This is a genomic window from Aquirufa avitistagni (assembly GCF_042715545.1).
In the GTDB taxonomy this organism is placed as follows: domain Bacteria; phylum Bacteroidota; class Bacteroidia; order Cytophagales; family Spirosomataceae; genus Aquirufa; species Aquirufa avitistagni.
Genome location: NZ_JBBKXZ010000003.1, coordinates 294307 through 310429 on the forward strand (window position 1 = coordinate 294307; position 16123 = coordinate 310429).

The following is a 16123-nucleotide window of genomic DNA, read 5'->3' on the forward strand; positions in this document are numbered from 1 at the left end:
ATTAGAAATCTCGGGGATCCCAAGCCACCCGCGTATTGTCATACAAAGCAGCTAATCGAGTCAGGTCATCTGCATCCAACGCAAAATCAAACACCGTCGCATTTTCAATCATGCGATCCCGATGAATGGATTTTGGAATCGTCACCGCGCCCATCTCGATATTCCAACGAATCAAAATCTGATAGGTAGTCTTGGACCATTTACGTGCAATTTCGACTAGAACGGGATGCTCTTTTTTCAAACCGCGCACGACCGGCGCATAACCTTCGACTTGAATACCCTGCGCTTGGCAGAACGTTAATTCATCAGGTAAGTAACAAAACGGACTTAACTCAATTTGATTCACTGCCGGACAAATATGCGCATAGTTCAAAAGCTCCGATAAGTTTTTTTGGTAATAATTCGAGACGCCGATGGACTTGCTGACACCTTGTTCATGTAAAGATTCCAACGCCTTCCACGTTTCCTTGCGCTTATCTTCCTTAGGCCAATGAATCAGATACAAATCGATATATTCCAAAGACAAATCTTTCAACGACTTTTCAAACGCGCGCATAGTCGAATCATACCCCATGTCATCCATCCACACCTTACTTGTTATAAATAATTCTTCGCGCGCAACGGAAGTGGACGATATTGCTTGGCCAACTTCCAATTCATTTCCATAAATCGAAGCTGCATCAATTAAGCGAATCCCCAGGTCAAGCGCTTCTCGTACCGATTGCCCAACTTCGTCTTGTTGGCCTGGCGCATACACCCCCAAACCCAGCTGAGGCATTAAATGACCTGAATTCAATCGAACATTTGGAATTTGTAACATGAGATCTAGTTTAATTTCGACTTTAAAGCTAGCTAAAATTGATGTATTTTTACAAAAAAAACAGCCGATGACCCGAGTAGTAAGCCCACAAAAAATCGCACGTAAATTCTTAGCTGCCGACTTCACATTAAGTTCGTGGGAAAGTGTTTTACCTTATTTTGAAAAACTCAGCGAAACGAAAATCAACTCCTTAGAAGACTTAATTGAGTTTTGCCAAAACCGTTCTGAATTGGAAAGCTACCTTTCCGAAAACTTCGCTTGGCGGTATATTAAGATGTCGTGCGATAATCAAAATGAGGCGCACCAACAAAGCTATCAGCAGTTTGTCAATGAAATTATGCCAAACGCCTCGGTCTTCGAGGACGCTTGGAACAATAAAGTGATGCAAAGTCCATTTGCCGCGGAACTCCCACAAGCAGGTTATTCGATTATGTTACGGGGCTTGAAAAAGTCAATCGAAATATTCCGCGAAGAAAACATCCCGCTCTTCACTGAATTACAAAATTTACAAACCCAATATGGGGCGGCCACAGGTGGCTTAATGGTGGAGATTGATGGGGTGGAAAAAACGCTCCAACAAGCAAACGCCTATTTGGAATCGAATGACCGCGAAAAACGAAAAGAGGTTTACGAAAAAGTATCTGGAGCACGATTAGCTATTCAAGAAAAACTCGATGATTTGTTTGATCAATTAGTTGGCAAACGCCATCAAGTTGCCTTAAACGCAGGCTTCGCAAATTACCGCGATTATGCATTTGCGAGCCTAGGGCGCTTTGACTATACCCCAGCAGACTGCTTCGAATTTCATTCCGCAGTTGCCAAAACGGTGGTTCCCATGATTAATCGTCAAGCGGAAAAACGCAAAAATGGACTTGGCGTTACGGCATTGAAACCTTGGGACAAGGCCGTAGATGTTCTCGGACGGGAACCCTTAAAGCCATTTGAAACGGGCGAGGAATTGCTAACTAAAACGATTGATGTATTCGACCAAATGGCCCCATTTTTGGGTAATTGTTTGAAAGAAATGGTCAAATTAGACCGCTTTGATTTAGATTCACGCAAAGGGAAAAACCCGGGTGGATATAATTACCCTTTGGAAGAAAGTGGATTCCCATTCATTTTCATGAATGCAGCCGGCCAAGTACGCGATATGGTTACGCTCCTACACGAAGGCGGGCACGCTGTTCATTCGATTTTAACGAAAGATTTAGCCTTAAACGCCTTCCGAAATTTCCCGTCGGAGGTTGCCGAACTAGCCTCCATGAGCATGGAATTAATCACTATGGATTATTGGGACAACTATTTTACAGATCCTCAAGCAGCTAAAAGAGCAAAAATCAAACATTTGGAGGACATTTTAGACACCTTGCCTTGGGTGGCGACGATTGATGCATTCCAACATTGGATCTATGAAAATCCGAGTCATTCCCCAGCGGAACGTGCGCAAGCTTGGAACCGAATTTATGGACAATTCTCAGATCGAATAACAGATTGGAGTGCGCATGAAGATGTCAAAACCAACCTTTGGCAAAAACAATTGCACCTATTTGAAGTACCATTTTACTACATTGAATATGCCATTGCACAATTAGGAGCGCTAGCCGTTTGGCGTAATTATTGCCAAAATCCAACGCAGGCATTAGATCAATATTTGAATGCATTGAGTTTGGGTTATACCAAACCGATCAAGGAAATTTACGCCACAGCCGGAATTGAGTTCAATTTCAGCCAAGCCTACATTCAGGAATTAATGGATTTCTTGGCGCAAAAAATTCAACAATTAGAAGAAAGCTAATTTTTTTAAACCAATTTTTGGCCTTACTTTTGCATTGTAATTTTGTCAATAAGAACAATGAAATTAAAAAATTTACTTCCGATTTTTGCCCTTGCTGTAACGGCTATCGCATGTGATTATCAAAAAAATAATACAATCAAACAAAAAGACGTTCGCAAAGATGACGAGCACGTGTATGGAGTTCATCCGGATAGCGCGGCTGCACAATCGAAATTAACGTACACTGCGAAACCTGAATTGGAAGTACGTGCCAATGCCATTCGCGAGAAATTATTCCAAGGAAAAGAAATTTCAAAAGGAAATTAATTACCAATATAGCTTAAGAACGAAGCCGGTCGATGACCGGCTTTTTTTATGCCCTAATGAATCAGTAGATCTCGGATAAATGTCAACTGATAAAACAAAACTGTAAAAATCACCGACCAAAATATTCCTGAAATAGCCATAAAAAACAACACACGTGGCGTAGGAACTTTAAAAGATAAGGCGAGCAAACTTCCGCCGATCGGGGTAAACAATAAAGGCGTCATCACTGCAATACCTTTGATTCCGAATCGCTGCCAAATACTTACTGCATAACGCACGCGACCTGAAAATAATTTTGATTTTTGAACACGAATCCGAGCAATTTGTTGGACTAGAAAACGACCAATCGTCAACATGACCGTCACCGTAAACATCATCCCCACCCAGGTGCAAACAATGGTCTCGAGCATGGATAAACCCAACCCAAAACCAGTTAAAGGACCGGCAACAAATTTAATCGACGAAGCGGCCATAACCGCAAAATAGGCTCCCCACTGCATTATTTCGCAGCATTATAAACCGACACCCCTTGATCCAGAAAAGAAACAAAATGGGCAATATTGGCATCAAATGCCACCGGCTTCACCATCGGTGCGGCATCATTTCGCGGATCTAATAACACATAGTGCGGTTGCGCATTTGAGTCAAACCGCTCAATCTGAAAATCAAGATTTTGATCCCCCAAGGTCTTCTTCTCCTGGCCATCAACCTTCGATGTGTACCACTGATCCGAAGGTAATTCTGTTTTATCATCGCAATACAAAGCCACCACGACATACTTTTCTTGCAGGCGTTTTAATACTTGTGGGTCCGACCACACATTCTCCTCCATTTTCCGACAATTCACACAACCATGTCCAGTGAAATCGATAAACAACGGCTTATTCACTTTTAACGCGTAGGCTTTTGCCTCTTCAAAATCAAAGAAACCTTGGAGTCCTAAAGGTAATGTGAGGAAATCAGCATATTTCTTTTGGCCTTGATCCGTTTTTACGGGAGCAGAAACAGTGGCTTCTGATCCTTTAAAGTCCTGCGAACTCAACGGCGGCAACCAGCCCGATAAGCCTTTTAATGGGGCGCCGAACATACCTGGGATCAAATAGATCACAAAAGCTAGTACAGCTGTAGCGAATAAGGTGCGTGGCACCGACAAATTTTTCGCAGGCCCATCATGTGGCAATGAAATTTTGCCAAATAAATACAAGGTCAAGGCTCCGAAAATCGCAATCCAAATCGCCAAGAAAATCTCCCGATCCAATAAATGCCAATGGTACACCTGATCCGCCACACTTAAAAACTTGAACGCCAATGCGATTTCCAAGAAACCTAAAACCACTTTTACCTCATTCATCCAATTACCCGATTTTGGTAGCGATTTCATAAAACCTGGGAAGATCGCAAACATCGTAAACGGAATCGCAAACGCTAAGGAGAAACCCAACATACCAATAATTGGCTTTAAGAAAACACCTTGTGACGCTGCAATCAAAATCGATCCCGCGAGGGGGCCCGTACATGAAAATGATACCAAAACGAGTGTAAAGGCCATAAAAAACACGCCCATCAAACCTCCTTTATCAGATTTGGCATCAACTGAATTGACCAACCCCGAAGGCAAGACAATTTCGAAAGCACCTAAAAAGGAGATTCCAAAGAAGATGAAAATGACAAAAAAGAGCAGATTAGGAATCCAGTGCGTACTCAAAAAGTTCGCAAAACTGGCCCCCGCAAAGAAGGCGAGTATCGTCCCAAAAAACACATAAATCAAAACGATGAATAAACCGTACAAGAATGCAAGACGCTTTCCTCCTTGTTTCTTGGTGAAGAAACTCACGGTCATCGGAATCAGTGGATACACGCAAGGCGTCAAAAGGGCTAGTAATCCTGCACCCAACGCCACGAAAAAGAACTCAATCAAACCACCTCCGGCTACATCAGAGGCTTTTTTTTTTGAGTCCTCCGTAGCCGAAATCTTGAAATTACCTTTGATAGGCACACACAAGCCACTCTCATTCGAGCAGGTTTGCGAATCGTAGACCCCATCAATTACCCAATTTTCCGACGTGATTTTAACTTTCTGACGAAACTCGCCCAGCTCAGTGAAGTACGTATACGTTCCTCCCCAAATTTCTTTATCCTCTTTACTATGTGGATTTATTGCTTTCAAAGGTCCGATCGCCTCAACGCCCAACCCTGGTTTTAACGTAACCGTCGTCACAACTGGACCTAAATCCTTATCAAAATCAGACGAATACAAATACCATCCTTTATCTATGGTCACCTTGAAAATTAACTCTGCCTCCTGCCCTACCGTTGGCTGAGCCGGAGATAAGGTCCATGACCATTTCGCTGGTGTGATTTTTTGACCGAAAAGCTGAACCGAAAAGAATAGGAACAGCGCTAGAAATTTTAATTTCATTTGTTGAAAAATTAATGCGTGCAAAATTACGCTTTTTTGTCGGGATACAAACGTGATATTTGTCCAGATAGTTAGTCCACTTTCGTTTTTCTATTCAGATAAAAAAACGTAATTTTACGCCCTTAAAATACGTAATCAAGAACATCGTTTTTTCATGGCTGCTAGCACATTTCCGACCCAAAGAGACACCGAAATTTTTAAACTTATTGATCAAGAGGCTCACCGACAAGAATTTGGTATTGAGTTAATTGCATCTGAAAACTTTACATCCCCACAGGTGATGGAAGCACAAGGAAGCGTTTTGACCAATAAATATGCCGAAGGACTTCCAGGGAAACGTTATTATGGCGGTTGCGAAGTAGTCGACGAGGTCGAAACCTTAGCTATCGAGCGTGCGAAAAAATTGTTCGGAGCGACATGGGCAAACGTGCAACCACACTCGGGTGCACAAGCCAACGCAGCTGTTTTTCTTTCGTTTTTAAATCCAGGTGATAAAATTTTAGGGTTTGACTTATCACACGGCGGTCACTTGTCTCACGGTTCGCCGGTGAATTTCTCTGGAAAATATTTCCAAGCCTTCTTCTACGGAGTGGAAAAAGAAACAGGGTTGATCGACTGGGATAAAGTAGAAGCAACCGCTTTAAAAGAAAAACCAAGATTGATTATTTGTGGTGCGTCAGCTTATTCTCGTGATTGGGATTATGCGCGTTTACGTGCCATTTCAGATAAAATCGGCGCTATACTTTTAGCCGACATTTCACATCCTTCCGCTTTAATTGCCAAAGGATTGTTGAATAATCCGGTACAACATTGCCACATCATTACAACAACTACGCACAAAACGTTACGTGGACCGCGTGGTGGTTTGATCATGATGGGGAACGATTTTGAAAACCCATTCGGTTTCAAAACATTAAAAGGTGACCTCAAATTAATGTCGGCCTGCCTAGACGGCGCCGTGTTCCCAGGAACGCAAGGTGGCCCATTAGAACACGTGATTGCAGCGAAAGCAATCGCTTTTGGCGAGGCACTAACACCCACTTTTGAAACATACGCGAAGCAAGTTCAGTCAAACGCACAAGCGATGGCGAAGGCTTTCTTAGCAAAAGGATACGATATTATTTCAGGAGGTACCGATAACCACTTGATGCTCATCGACTTACGCCCTAAAGGCTTAAGTGGTAAATTGGCCGAAAACACATTAATTCAAGCCGATATTACGATTAACAAAAACATGGTACCATTCGATGACAAGTCTCCGTTTGTCACTTCGGGTATGCGAGTAGGTACGGCGGCTATGACGACACGTGGTTTGAAAGAAGCTGACATGTCTCAAATTGTTGAGATGGTCGACAAGGCTTTGATGAACCACGACAATGAGGCCGTATTGAAAACAATTAAAGGAGAAGTAAACGAATGGGTAAAGCAATTCCCATTATATCTATAATTTATAAAAATGGCGTTAGATCAAGATTGGGACGATGAAGTAGATGAGGATAAAGACGGGACCGAAATGTCCTTTCTGGATCACCTAGAGGAGTTGCGCTGGCACATTATTCGTTCCATTGCATCGATCTTGATTTTTACCATTGCAGCTTGGATATTCCGAAATGAGATTTTTGGAATTATCATCATGGGCCCCACGAAAGTGGATTTTTGGACAAATCAGGTGCTCTGTCGTTTAGCCGAAATTTCGGGATGGACGAGTCTTTGCATGCAGCAGGCCGACTTTATTTTGCAGTCGCGCGAGGTGTCAGGTCAGTTCATGATGGCCTTAACGCAGTCCATCATCGTAGGGTTAATGTTCGCTTTCCCGTATGCTTTTTATGAGGTTTGGCGATTCATTCGCCCAGGGCTAAAATCAAAAGAAATGAAAGCGGCACGCGGTGCTGTTTTCTGGGTGTCGCTCTTATTTTTTGTGGGTGTATCCTTCGGCTATTTCATTGTGGCGCCTATGGCCATCAACTTCCTAGCTAATTTCAAGTTGGACCCATCCATTCAAAATCAATTCGACATCAACGACTATATCTCGTTATTGTCGATGTTGACATTAGCCTGCGGTCTAACATTCCAATTACCCATGATTGCATTCGTATTGTCGCAAGTAGGCATTTTAACGCCATCTTTCATGCGTGAATACCGCAAGCATGCTTTAATCGTCATCTTGTTAGTGGCTGCTATTATCACGCCATCGCCAGATGTGATTTCCCAATTGTTGGTCGCATTTCCGCTTTTCGGTTTATATGAGATCAGCATCATCGTTTCGGGCCGAGTATTGCGCAGAAAAATGCGTGAAGAGGCTGCAGAAGCAAACGACTAATACCTTATGAATTATCTATCGGCGGAGAACATTTCGCGAAATCTTGGCGAACGCTGGGTATTTAAAAACCTGTTTTTCGGCTTGCAGAAAGGCGAAAAAGTAGCGCTCATCGGAAAAAATGGAACGGGCAAAACCACCTTGATGGAATCCATCATGGGTATGCAATCCCCGGATGAAGGTAAGATTACCATTCGTAAAGGCATCCGTGTAGGATACCTTCCTCAAAACCCCATTTTCGAAGAGAACGAGCGTGTCTTGAATTACTTGTTTTCGGATGATTTACCAAGTGCCGTGGCCATAAAAGCCTATGAAAAAGCCATGCTTTCAGGCGATCCACAGGAACTTGAAGATTCATTTGCCTTAATGGAGGCACATAATGCCTGGGATTACGAGGCCAGAGCCAAACAAATTATTACGCGTTTAGGGATTCCGGATGGGGACCAACAAGTCTCCACGCTTTCAGGCGGTCAAAAGAAGCGCCTTTCTTTGGCCAAGTTATTGATTGAAAGTCCGGATATTATGATTCTGGATGAGCCAACTAACCACTTGGATATTGAGACCATTGAATGGTTAGAGGGTATTTTATCTGGTCCCAATGTGACCGTTTTAGTTGTTTCTCACGATCGATATTTCTTAGATAAGGTTTGTAATAAAATGATGGAATTGGCCCTCGGGTCGATATACACCTACGAAGGAAATTACGGTTATTTCCTGGAGAAAAAAGCCGAACGCGAAGCTTCCGAAGCGAGTACCGTTGCGAAGGCGAAAAACCTATACCGCAAGGAATTAGAATGGATGCGACGCCAACCGAAAGCGCGTGGCACCAAATCACAATCCCGCATCGACGCCTTCTCCGAAACAGAGGAAATGGCGCATCGGAAAGTGGATGACAGTAAGTTGGAATTGAATATTCAAATGTCCCGTTTGGGCAATAAAATCATTGAAATAAACCACCTGAAAAAGGCTTGGGGCGAGAAGAAAATCGTCAATGATTTCACCTATACGTTTAAGAAAAAAGACCGCATTGGTATCGTTGGCAAAAACGGAGCAGGCAAAACGACCTTCTTACAATTACTGACCGGATTAGAGCAACCTGATTCCGGAACGATTGATCCCGGTGAAACTTTGGTGATCGGGTATTACACCCAATTACCTTTCGAATTCAAACCAGAACAACGCGTCATCGATACGATTACGGAAATTGCCGAGGTGATTCCTTATGGGAAGAATGAGTCTTTATCTCCAAGTCAGTTTTTGAGCAAGTTCTTGTTTCCGACGGCCCAACAATACACGCCGGTTTCAAAATTGTCCGGTGGCGAAAAGAAGCGTTTGCAATTGATGCAAGTCTTAGTAAAGAATCCGAATTTCTTGATTCTGGATGAGCCCACAAACGATTTGGACTTAGACACACTTCAGTTATTAGAAGACTTTTTGAGTGAGTTCCAAGGCTGTTTATTGCTCGTTTCGCACGACCGTTATTTCATGGATAATTTGGTGGACCAATTAATCCTAGTGGAAGGCGAAGGAGAGGTGAACTTCTTTAATGGCAATTATACTGACTATCGGATTGCGCTTGAAAATAAGGAAAAGGAACCCGCTCCTGCACCCAAAGCTGCAGTCATTGAGAAAGAGGTACTCTCGGTTCAAAAAGGTGCCAAATTGAGCTTTAAAGAGCAAAAAGAGTTTGAGGATTTGGAAAAAGAGATGGCTAAATTAGAATCTGAAAAAGACGCCTTGATTGAAAAGTTAAATAGCGGCTCAGATGATTTCCAATTGTTGGCTGATTGGGCAAAGGAAATAGAAGTCATTAAAAACACCCTAGAAGAAAAAGAATTACGCTGGTTAGAACTATCCGAAAGAGTATAAACGATGGATCCATTAGAAGGCAAAACGCTTAAATTTATTATCGAATATTTGGTGGACAAATACGGTTGGGAAGGCCTAGCTAGTCGCATTCGAATCAATTGCTTCGCGCATGAACCCAGTGTCAATTCGAGCTTAACCTTTTTGCGAAAAACGGATTGGGCGCGAAAGAAAGTAGAGAACTTATACATCAAGGCCATCCGCATGGATGAGCATCCGCCGAAATAAAAAGAGGCCCCAAATGGGGCCTCTTTTTATTTGTATCAAATCCCTAGGCTAAAGCCTAAGGTTAATAATCATTTGTTTATAACCCCAGGTTTAAACCTGGGGTCATTTAAACGCTAGTTCTCAAAGAAGAACTCCTTCAACGCATATAATGGCTTCTCGCCAGCGCCTGGATTAACAAATACAAAGTACAAATCATTAACCCCTGTTACGGAAACTGGCAACGATACTTGACCCATTTTTTGAATATCCACGCTACTAACAAGTTTACCCGTTGGGCTACCTAAGTGCAACTCAAGTTTTCCTCCAGCTGTTTGGCCAGCCATAACAAATGCGGAAGCTTTGATATTTTTAATCCCAGTCAAGTCGATCTGATTGAAAGATGCGTACCCTTGATCACCAAGAGCCACGACAATTTCACCTACACCATCCACTTTCGTTTTCATCGTTTTCGCATTGCCATCAAATGAGCCAGCCGCAACTTTGGCATCCCGCAATGTGACTACTTTCTGACCCGTTGCTGGTGACATTTTACCATTTCCTTTATCCGTGTAAGATGCAGAGAAGATAAACGTTCCTGGCTTGCCCTTATCTGAAGTCACATACGAACCTTTAACCGGCTGCGTTGCTTTCTTCTTATCCGATAAGCCCAAAATATATATCACCATTTCACGCGCATCTGCTTTGGAAACTTGTGGGTGAGCGGCCATTACTTGCTCGCCCCAAACACCACCACCACCACTAATAATCTTCTTCGAAAGCTCATCGATATTTTGAGAACTTGCGCGGTATTTCTTCGCAATCTCTTTGTACGCTGGTCCGATAGATTTCTTCTCAACCGCGTGACACGTCTTACAATCCGACAAATCAATTAAACGTTTTCCGTTAGAGAAAGTCGTATTGCTTTTGTGACCCTGCTCGATAATTGTACGGTCATATCCCTCCAGGTAGTTGATGTTTAGGATAACATCTTCCTCCGAAATTTTATTTGCTGCCAACGTTCCATCTTCCTTATCTTCCACTGCTACTTGGTAGTTGACCGCTTTATCATTCCAATAGAAGGTTTTGTTCCCCTCAATTTGAACGTCCACTTTAGGAACATCATTCCCTACTTTCACACGTATGGAAGCTGTATTTGAATTGCCTTTATTGTCCTTTACTTTCAAGACAACATTGTAAACTCCCGCTTTGGTAAATGTATGTGTTGGATTAGCCGCTGAACTCGTTTGGCCATTACCAAAATTCCAGCTGTACATAATTGGATCCTTGTCGTAATCCATCGTTCCTTCAGAAGAGAACTTCACTTGCATCGGAGCAGCACCTTCTTTTTTACTAGCTGTCGCAACTACTTTAGGTGTACGATTTCCTGCGTTATATTCTAATTTAAATAAAACAGCTTCCTCGTTTTGCGCAAACCAGTTAGGACCATATTCCAACCCGTAAATAGCTCCTTCTTTCGAAAAGGCAAAATCCATTGGATGTATGAAGCCCATGTTAGGCAAGAACCGCTCCATACTTAAGTAATCCCCATTGGCCTTCATACTAACTGTATAAATTAAATCGCGCGACCAATCATATGCAAACAATTTACCATCGTAATAAGATGGCAATTTTACTTTTGAATCTTTTGGATAATCCCCATAGTGGTAAACGCCACCTGCCATCGCATTACGAGACCCTTTTCCCATCACTGGAAATTCCGGCGAATCGCCATATGGGTAATAGATAAATGCCTTTTGTGCTTTTGGCAAATGCGCAAAACCTGTATTATGTGGCGAATCATTTACAGGGGCATTGGGATTAAACTTTGCCCACGTTGAATCTTTATTGAAATCCCGTTGGTTATACGGACGGTTATCGGCCACAAATAAAGGCCAACCGAAATATCCAGCCTCGCGCGCTTGATTCACTTCATCATGTCCTTTTGAACCGTACTTTGGCGAATCTTCTCCAGCGTCTGGACCTACTTCACCCCAATACAAGAATCCAGTATGCTGGTCTACCGCAATCCGATAAGGATTACGATTACCCATCACATAAATTTCTGGTTTAGCATGGTAAACTCCTTTAGGAAATAAATTCCCCTCTGGAATCGTATATTTTCCATCGTCTGTCGGCTTAATCCGTAAGATCTTTCCGCGCAAATCATTTGTATTTGAAGAGGTTGCGCGTGCATCCCAACCAGAACGCTTGTCGCGATTATCGATTGGTCCGTATCCATTCGAATCAAATGGATTGGTGTCATCACCAGTTGACAAATATAAGTTACCTGATTTATCCCAAGCAATTGAACCGCCCGTGTGGCAGCAACCGTCACGCTTTACAGGAACACGCAAAAGTACTTTTTCGCTATCCATCACTAAGGTATCTTTCACATCATCGTAAACGAATCGCGAAAGGTGCTGAGCTGTGTCAGCCTGACCTGTTTGTGGTGAATAGAATAAATAAATCCAATGATTTTTGTTGTAGTTCGGGTCCACGTTTACACCCATCAAACCGTACTCAAACTTAGAAAATACGTTCAAATCAGCTACCACTTTCACTTTCCCCTTCTTAGGGTCGTACATCTTTAACTTACCTTTTCTTTCTCCGTAGAAAATTTTTCCACCATCTGTTAAAGCCAACTCCGTAGGCTCATCCAAATTTTTATCTAAAATCGTTTTCGTAAAACGGTTATCCTCAGGAAGTGGACCCGTGCGCAATGGCTTATTGAAGTTAATGGCAGGACCTGAAGCAGCCCATTGCAAACCACCCCAAATATGCTGAAGAACTAAAGGCTCATCAAATGTTTCATGCGTATGACCCCAGTTGGTGTAAAATGAACGTCCACCATCAAATTCATGGTACCAGGCCATCGGGTGATAATCGCCCATTTTGCCATCCTTATACGTCTTTTCGTCCAAGGTAATTAATACCTTAACGTCTTTGTTGAAGTTCTTGAAATCGTAGAATTCATCCGTACGATCAAACGTCGTAGGCATATGCTTCGTTGACATATGAGATTGGTCAACCGCTGTAAATGTTCCTTTTTGAACATTTGGACGACCTGGGTGCGAAGCGAACTGGCCACCCGCTAATTTATTATACCAAGGCCAATCGTATTCGGTATCTGTCGCTGCATGTACTCCAAAATAGGCACCTCCTGCTTGAATATAGCGCTCAAATGCATTTTGTTGTTGTTCATTTAATACGTTCCCGGTGGTACTCATAAAAACAACTACTCGGTAGTTTTTCAAGTTTTTCTCCGTAAACATGGCGGGGTTTTCTGTCGTATCGACTGAGAAACCTTTTTCTTTAGCCATTTTAAATAAGGCAATTTGACCCGGCTTAATCGAACTGTGTCTGAAACCTTTAGTGAGTGAGAAGACCAATACTTTTTGTCCTTTCAATGGATTTGCCTCCTGAGCGAAGGCAGTGGTGATTGATAACATGCCAACAAGCGTAGCAAGTACCACTCGGCCTAAGCCGAACAAATTCTTTTTCATAGGTTATAATTTTAACAATAGGTTGCGCAAGTTAGCCTAAATGCGAATTTTATTCATAATTTTCCTGAAATATTTCTACCATGAATAAATTATTTACGGTTTTCGCATGTCTATTCGTTAGCACATTCACCTTCGGCCAATCGTGCTGCTTTGTCACCAAAGACGAAATGCAATTAATGGCGTCCAACAAAGCCTTCATGCGTTCGCACAAATTGCCAAAACCATACCAGCATATCAGTAAAGCTGGGGGAGAGATGATTACCTTCGCGACCCCGGATGGCCAACAGGCCAATGCCTTCTTCATTAAGGCCGCAAAACCAACCAATTATACCTTATTTGTTTTTCAAGAATGGTGGGGATTAAATGACCACATCAAGCGGGAAGCGGAACATTTCTACACGGATTTAGGCAATGTCAATGTGTTAGCGATTGATATGTACGATGGAAAAGTGGCCACCACTCGCGAAGAAGCGGGTAAATATATGGGAGGCGCAAATCCCTTACGCTTAGAAAGTATCATCAAAGGCGCCATCGCCTACGCGGGACCGAAAGCAAAAATTGCCACCGTGGGCTGGTGTTTTGGCGGGGCACTCTCGTTGAAAGCATCTATCCTGGCTGGATCCCAAGCCACCGCTTGCGTCATGTATTATGGCATGCCGGTTAAGGATGTGGAGCAATTAAAAACATTGAATACGGATGTATTGGGCTTATTTGCTGGACGAGAAAAATTCATTTCACCAGCTGTCGTGAAAGAATTTGAGGACAATATGAAATTAGCGGGTAAGGGAATTCAAATTAAATCGTTTGATGCAGAACATGCATTTGCTAATCCCTCAAACCCGGCTTACGATAAGGCCGCAACTGAAGAGGCCTGGAAATTAGCGACCAATTACTTTAAAGCTCGTTTGAACTAATGAAAAAAGTGATCGTCTTGTGGGTAGGTGCACTAGTGCTCGGTTCGTTTGTCGAATCGGAAGCTGCGGTTGTCGTCTCCACGCATTATTCGATAGCGAAACCTAAAGTTTACCAAAAGAAAAAAGGCTTTTTCTCGTTTTTAAAACGCAAGAAAAAGTGCAAATGCCCGCCACTACCTAGTTAATTGATCACAGGATTTAAGGGCGAATCAGCTTTTTGGCCTGGTGCGTAACCGGATAACCAGCGCAAGCGATCTGCTTCCTGGTTGGCATTTTTAGGTTCCATCACATCCGCATCCGCATCCATAAATATAACTGTCATGACTTCGCGCATGGTTTGAGATGCGTTCCCAGGTGCGGCGTGCAAGGTCCAACCCATGTGAAAAGTCGCATCACCAGCTTGCATCGTTTTTTGAGCAGCGATTGGAAATTGCTGATCTTGAACATATTGCGCAATCATGGCTTCGGATTCATCGGAGATAGGCATCGGCGGTAATTCGGCCTTTTGGGAACCTGACGCGAAAGTCAACATCCCCATGTCTGCGTCAATATCGACCAAAGGCATCCACATGGTCACCGTTTTTGGGGTTTGCATGGGCCAGTAATATTGATCTTGATGCCAAGGCGTCAATCCTCCGCCGGGCTCTTTGAAAAGCGCTTGATCATGATATAAACGCACTTGTTTAACACCCAATAAATCGGCAGCAATTTGACCAAACCGTTTAGCCAAGACAAATTCCCGCACAGTCGCATCTTCTTCCCATAAATTCATCATTTGTAAAAAAGCCTTGCCGTAGGTATCGCGTTCAGCGATGGGTTTTTGCTTCGCTTGAAATTCGGCAGCCCAATTGCGAATGGCACTTCGATAGGGCGCAAGCGTTTCCTGGCTGAGTATATTAGGTAAATAAATGTGGCCATGCTGCTGAAATTCAGCGATTTGATTGGCATCGAGTTGGTATGTAGTTGAAAGCATACCCAAAATTTGAGAAATTTTATGGCAAAGACTACCTGAAAATTTGCCAATAATAATGCAATTTTACCTGAAGCTTATGCATTTTAGGGCGAGGCAGGTAATTTGATAAAACAATGAAGGCGAGTTTAGAGCATTTAGGAGAACCTACGGGAAGCTCCATCCAACTGAAAGAGGTTATTCAAGCACGCTTTGATGCACCCTATCACTTTCATCCTGAATTTGAATTAACCCTCATCATTGCTGGTACAGGCAAACGCTTTGTGGGGAATCAAATTACAGACTTTGGGCCTGGCGACTTAGTACTCTTGGGCGAAAACGTACCGCATTGTTGGCAAAACCACCGCAAAGACTGGTTGGCCACCGAAGAAAACCCAATGGCTGCTCAAGCACTCGTGATTCATTTTAGAAAAGAATTTTTGGGGAATGATTTCCTTTCGAAGCCGGAATGTGCGGCGCTCCGACAGCTCTTTGACAAAGCGCGGGGTGGCCTCTCCATTCAAGGACCTACTCAAGATCGCGTGGCGCGGGAGCTCATGCAATTGGGGGATTTGGCACCATTCCCAAGAATGCTCGCGTTTTTAAACATCTTACACCAGTTGAGTCAGGCAGGATCGGATGCTCAGGTGATTGAGGTCAATGACTCCAGTTATGCATTATCAGCGGTGGATCTGGCGCGAATCAATCGCGTATATGCGTATGTCATCGCCAATTATACCCAGGAGGTGCATTTGGATGAAGTTGCGCATTTAGCAAATATGACTGAAACGGCCTTTTGCCGTTATTTTAAGAAGGTGACGAAAAAGACTTTTGTGGAAATGGTGACTGAGTTTCGCATCAAACACGCCTGTGAATTATTGCGCAGTAGCCAATTAAGCATGGCTGAAATCTGCTTTGAAAGCGGTTTCGGAAATCTATCGCATTTCAATAAACAGTTTAAGCATTACATGAGCGAAACACCGCTGCAGTACCGGAAATTAGTTCAGGAATGGCAAGTGGGGTAAAC

14 protein-coding genes are annotated in these 16123 nt (G+C 43.1%); 9 read left to right on the top strand and 5 right to left on the bottom strand.

Going from position 1 to position 16123, the window contains the following annotated elements; translation table 11 throughout:
* Nucleotide 1: 1 nt before the first annotated feature.
* Entirely contained in the window at nt 2-820 is an 819-nt protein-coding gene (locus tag U0R10_RS09755; protein ID WP_377983783.1) for an aldo/keto reductase, read from the bottom strand.
* Between U0R10_RS09755 and U0R10_RS09760 the strand changes: the two genes are divergently transcribed.
* Nucleotides 819-2615, top strand: a complete 1797-nt coding sequence (locus tag U0R10_RS09760; RefSeq protein ID WP_377983784.1) for a M3 family oligoendopeptidase — start codon at nt 819-821, stop codon at nt 2613-2615. The genes U0R10_RS09755 and U0R10_RS09760 overlap by 2 nt on opposite strands.
* Nucleotides 2616-2672: 57 nt before the next feature.
* Nucleotides 2673-2921, top strand: a complete 249-nt coding sequence (locus tag U0R10_RS09765) for a hypothetical protein (RefSeq protein ID WP_377983785.1) — start codon at nt 2673-2675, stop codon at nt 2919-2921.
* Between the two features lie 53 nt (nt 2922-2974).
* On the opposite strand, the gene U0R10_RS09770 is transcribed toward U0R10_RS09765, so the two are convergent.
* Both U0R10_RS09770 and U0R10_RS09775 read right to left on the bottom strand, forming a co-directional pair.
* On the bottom strand, nt 2975-3421 hold the full coding sequence (locus U0R10_RS09770; RefSeq protein WP_377983786.1) for a hypothetical protein: 447 nt from the start codon (nt 3419-3421) through the stop codon (nt 2975-2977).
* Nucleotides 3421-5340, bottom strand: coding sequence for a protein-disulfide reductase DsbD family protein (locus tag U0R10_RS09775; protein ID WP_377983787.1), 1920 nt, complete (start codon nt 5338-5340; stop codon nt 3421-3423). Before U0R10_RS09775 ends, U0R10_RS09770 begins: the two co-directional genes overlap by 1 nt.
* 154 nt (nt 5341-5494) lie before the next feature.
* Here U0R10_RS09775 and glyA point away from each other — a divergent pair, with 154 nt between their 5' ends.
* From glyA to U0R10_RS09795, 4 genes are read left to right on the top strand one after another with little or no spacing between them, the layout of a single operon-like run.
* The gene (glyA, locus tag U0R10_RS09780) at nt 5495-6787 is read left to right on the top strand and encodes a serine hydroxymethyltransferase (protein ID WP_377983788.1); all 1293 of its coding nucleotides are present in this window, start codon (nt 5495-5497) and stop codon (nt 6785-6787) included.
* A 9-nt stretch (nt 6788-6796) separates the two neighbouring features.
* Nucleotides 6797-7660 (top strand): twin-arginine translocase subunit TatC, encoded by an 864-nt coding sequence (gene tatC, locus U0R10_RS09785; protein ID WP_377983789.1) that lies wholly within the window; start codon nt 6797-6799, stop codon nt 7658-7660.
* Nucleotides 7661-7666: 6 nt separating this feature from the next.
* Complete coding sequence (locus U0R10_RS09790; RefSeq protein WP_377983790.1) at nt 7667-9526, top strand: ABC-F family ATP-binding cassette domain-containing protein; 1860 nt, start codon at nt 7667-7669, stop codon at nt 9524-9526.
* 3 nt (nt 9527-9529) lie between these two features.
* Entirely contained in the window at nt 9530-9751 is a 222-nt protein-coding gene (locus tag U0R10_RS09795; protein ID WP_377976670.1) for a VF530 family protein, read from the top strand.
* 113 nt (nt 9752-9864) lie between these two features.
* Here U0R10_RS09795 and U0R10_RS09800 read toward each other — a convergent pair whose 3' ends face one another.
* Entirely contained in the window at nt 9865-13233 is a 3369-nt protein-coding gene (locus tag U0R10_RS09800; protein ID WP_377983791.1) for a ThuA domain-containing protein, read from the bottom strand.
* An 80-nt stretch (nt 13234-13313) separates the two neighbouring features.
* Between U0R10_RS09800 and U0R10_RS09805 the strand changes: the two genes are divergently transcribed.
* Both U0R10_RS09805 and U0R10_RS09810 read left to right on the top strand, forming a co-directional pair.
* Entirely contained in the window at nt 13314-14147 is an 834-nt protein-coding gene (locus tag U0R10_RS09805) for a dienelactone hydrolase family protein (RefSeq protein WP_377983792.1), read from the top strand.
* On the top strand, nt 14147-14332 hold the full coding sequence (locus U0R10_RS09810; protein WP_377983793.1) for a hypothetical protein: 186 nt from the start codon (nt 14147-14149) through the stop codon (nt 14330-14332). The genes U0R10_RS09805 and U0R10_RS09810 overlap by 1 nt, the downstream gene beginning before the upstream one ends.
* On the opposite strand, the gene U0R10_RS09815 is transcribed toward U0R10_RS09810, so the two are convergent.
* The gene (locus tag U0R10_RS09815; protein ID WP_377983794.1) at nt 14329-15120 is read right to left on the bottom strand and encodes a phytanoyl-CoA dioxygenase family protein; all 792 of its coding nucleotides are present in this window, start codon (nt 15118-15120) and stop codon (nt 14329-14331) included. The genes U0R10_RS09810 and U0R10_RS09815 overlap by 4 nt on opposite strands.
* Nucleotides 15121-15233: 113 nt before the next feature.
* On the opposite strand from U0R10_RS09815, the gene U0R10_RS09820 reads away from it, so the two are divergent.
* Nucleotides 15234-16121: an AraC family transcriptional regulator gene (locus U0R10_RS09820; protein WP_377983795.1), complete on the top strand. Its 888-nt coding sequence runs from the start codon at nt 15234-15236 to the stop codon at nt 16119-16121.
* Nucleotides 16122-16123 lie beyond the last annotated feature (2 nt).

What these genes read in the sequence shown, in the direction of transcription:
- U0R10_RS09790 (WP_377983790.1), top strand. Translation starts at nt 7,667, where the DNA reads ATGAATTATCTATCGGCGGAGAACATTTCGCGAAATCTTGGCGAACGC.
- U0R10_RS09800 (WP_377983791.1), bottom strand. Translation starts at nt 13,233, where the DNA reads ATGAAAAAGAATTTGTTCGGCTTAGGCCGAGTGGTACTTGCTACGCTT.
- U0R10_RS09755 (WP_377983783.1), bottom strand. Translation starts at nt 820, where the DNA reads ATGTTACAAATTCCAAATGTTCGATTGAATTCAGGTCATTTAATGCCT.
- U0R10_RS09810 (WP_377983793.1), top strand. Translation starts at nt 14,147, where the DNA reads ATGAAAAAAGTGATCGTCTTGTGGGTAGGTGCACTAGTGCTCGGTTCG.
- U0R10_RS09795 (WP_377976670.1), top strand. Translation starts at nt 9,530, where the DNA reads ATGGATCCATTAGAAGGCAAAACGCTTAAATTTATTATCGAATATTTG.
- U0R10_RS09775 (WP_377983787.1), bottom strand. Translation starts at nt 5,340, where the DNA reads ATGAAATTAAAATTTCTAGCGCTGTTCCTATTCTTTTCGGTTCAGCTT.
- U0R10_RS09760 (WP_377983784.1), top strand. Translation starts at nt 819, where the DNA reads ATGAGATCTAGTTTAATTTCGACTTTAAAGCTAGCTAAAATTGATGTA.
- U0R10_RS09820 (WP_377983795.1), top strand. Translation starts at nt 15,234, where the DNA reads ATGAAGGCGAGTTTAGAGCATTTAGGAGAACCTACGGGAAGCTCCATC.
- U0R10_RS09770 (WP_377983786.1), bottom strand. Translation starts at nt 3,421, where the DNA reads ATGCAGTGGGGAGCCTATTTTGCGGTTATGGCCGCTTCGTCGATTAAA.
- U0R10_RS09815 (WP_377983794.1), bottom strand. Translation starts at nt 15,120, where the DNA reads ATGCTTTCAACTACATACCAACTCGATGCCAATCAAATCGCTGAATTT.
- U0R10_RS09765 (WP_377983785.1), top strand. Translation starts at nt 2,673, where the DNA reads ATGAAATTAAAAAATTTACTTCCGATTTTTGCCCTTGCTGTAACGGCT.
- tatC (WP_377983789.1), top strand. Translation starts at nt 6,797, where the DNA reads ATGGCGTTAGATCAAGATTGGGACGATGAAGTAGATGAGGATAAAGAC.
- glyA (WP_377983788.1), top strand. Translation starts at nt 5,495, where the DNA reads ATGGCTGCTAGCACATTTCCGACCCAAAGAGACACCGAAATTTTTAAA.
- U0R10_RS09805 (WP_377983792.1), top strand. Translation starts at nt 13,314, where the DNA reads ATGAATAAATTATTTACGGTTTTCGCATGTCTATTCGTTAGCACATTC.